The 2,332-nt window shown below is 50.9% G+C and carries 1 rRNA gene; it reads left to right on the top strand.

Going from position 1 to position 2,332, the window contains the following annotated elements:
* Positions 1–150: 150 nt before the first annotated feature.
* Positions 151–2,332: ribosomal RNA gene (locus tag G471_RS0100530) — 23S ribosomal RNA — on the top strand; the annotation flags it as partial.

The raw sequence follows: 2,332 nt of genomic DNA, 5'->3' as shown, positions 1-2,332 counted from the left end.
TCTTTAACAAAATGGAAGAAGGTTGTGTATCGCAGTGATGAGCTGCTGATACACGTTGTGATTGCATCTGTTCTCATTTCTAGCCGAAATGAGACAGCACAAATATGAGTTTGCCTGTAGCCGTTCTTGAAAGAGAACACAAGGTTATAGGATCAAGCGACTAAGTGCATGTGGTGGATGCCTTGGCGATCACAGGCGATGAAGGACGTGCAAGCCTGCGAAAAGCGGGGGGGAGCTGGCAATGAAGCTTTGATCCCCCGATATCCGAATGGGGAAACCCACCTCTTTGAGGTATCGCTTACTGAATACATAGGTAAGCGAGGCGAACCCGGCGAACTGAAACATCTAAGTAGCCGGAGGAAAAGAAATCAACCGAGATTCCCCTAGTAGTGGCGAGCGAATGGGGAAGAGCCTGCTAGTGATAGCGGAACTGTTAGAAGAACGGAATGGAAAGTCCGGCCGTAGTGGGTGATAGCCCCGTACTCGAAAACAGATCCGTGGTACTAAGTTAGCGAAAAGTAGGGCGGGGCACGTGAAACCTTGTCTGAACATGGGGGGACCATCCTCCAAGGCTAAATACTCGTGATCGACCGATAGTGAACCAGTACCGTGAGGGAAAGGCGAAAAGAACCCCGGGAGGGGAGTGAAATAGAACCTGAAACCGCATGCATACAAACAGTGGGAGCCTCCTTGTGGGGTGACTGCGTACCTTTTGTATAATGGGTCAGCGACTTACGTTGTGTTGCGAGCTTAACCGAATAGGGAAGGCGTAGCGAAAGCGAGTCTGATAAGGGCGTTGAGTAGCACGGCGTAGACCCGAAACCAAGTGATCTATCCATGGCCAGGATGAAGGTGCCGTAACAGGTACTGGAGGTCCGAACCCACTAACGTTGAAAAGTTAGGGGATGAGCTGTGGATAGGGGTGAAAGGCTAAACAAACTTGGAAATAGCTGGTTCTCCCCGAAAACTATTTAGGTAGTGCGTCTTGTATCACTGACGGGGGTAAAGCACTGTTATGGCTAGGGGGTCATCGCGACTTACCAAACCATGGCAAACTCTGAATACCGTCAAGTGCGAGCAAGGCAGACAGACAGTGGGTGCTAACGTCCATTGTCAAGAGGGAAACAACCCAGACCGCCAGCTAAGGTCCCCAAGACATGGTTAAGTGGGAAACGAAGTGGGAAGGCATAGACAGCTAGGAGGTTGGCTTAGAAGCAGCCATCCTTTAAAGAAAGCGTAATAGCTCACTAGTCGAGTCGTCCTGCGCGGAAGATGTAACGGGGCTCAAACCATGCACCGAAGCTGCGGATATCCGTAAGGATATGGTAGGGGAGCGTTCTGTAGGTCTGTGAAGGTGTCTTGTAAAGGATGCTGGAGATATCAGAAGTGCGAATGCTGACATGAGTAGCGATAAAGGGAGTGAAAAGCTCCCTCGCCGAAAGCCCAAGGTTTCCTACGCAACGTTCATCGGCGTAGGGTGAGTCGGCCCCTAAGGCGAGGCTGAAAAGCGTAGTCGATGGGAAACAGGTCAATATTCCTGTACCGATTCTAGATGCGATGTGGGGACGGAGAAGGTTAGGTCAGCCAACTGTTGGAATAGTTGGTTTAAGCGTGTAGGCGTGCCCCTTAGGCAAATCCGGGGGGCTAAGCTGAGGCGTGACGACGAGGCACTACGGTGCTGAAGTGATTGATACCATGCTTCCAGGAAAAGCCACTAAGCTTCAGTCTAGATTCGACCGTACCGCAAACCGACACAGGTGGGCAGGATGAAAATTCTAAGGCGCTTGAGAGAACTCAGGAGAAGGAACTCGGCAAATTGACACCGTAACTTCGGGAGAAGGTGTGCCCCGGTAGGTTGTAGAGATTTACTCTCGAAGGCCGATGGGGTTGCAGTGAAATGGTGGCTGCGACTGTTTAATAAAAACACAGCACTCTGCAAACACGAAAGTGGACGTATAGGGTGTGACGCCTGCCCGGTGCTGGAAGATTAATTGATGGGGTGCAAGCCCTTGATCGAAGTCCCAGTAAACGGCGGCCGTAACTATAACGGTCCTAAGGTAGCGAAATTCCTTGTCGGGTAAGTTCCGACCTGCACGAATGGCGTAACGATGGCCACACTGTCTCCTCCTGAGACTCAGCGAAGTTGAAATGTTTGTGAAGATGCAATCTCCCCGCGGCAAGACGGAAAGACCCCATGAACCTTTACTGCAGCTTTGCATTGGACTTTGAACCGGTTTGTGTAGGATAGGTGGGAGACTGTGAAACCGGAACGCTAGTTTCGGTGGAGTCGTCCTTGAAATACCACCCTGATTTGTTTGAGGTTCTAACCTTG

Source organism: Azonexus hydrophilus DSM 23864, assembly GCF_000429605.1.
GTDB lineage: Bacteria > Pseudomonadota > Gammaproteobacteria > Burkholderiales > Rhodocyclaceae > Azonexus > Azonexus hydrophilus.
Note: the sequence above shows the minus strand (reverse complement) of the source record. Positions and strands in the feature narration are given on the sequence as shown.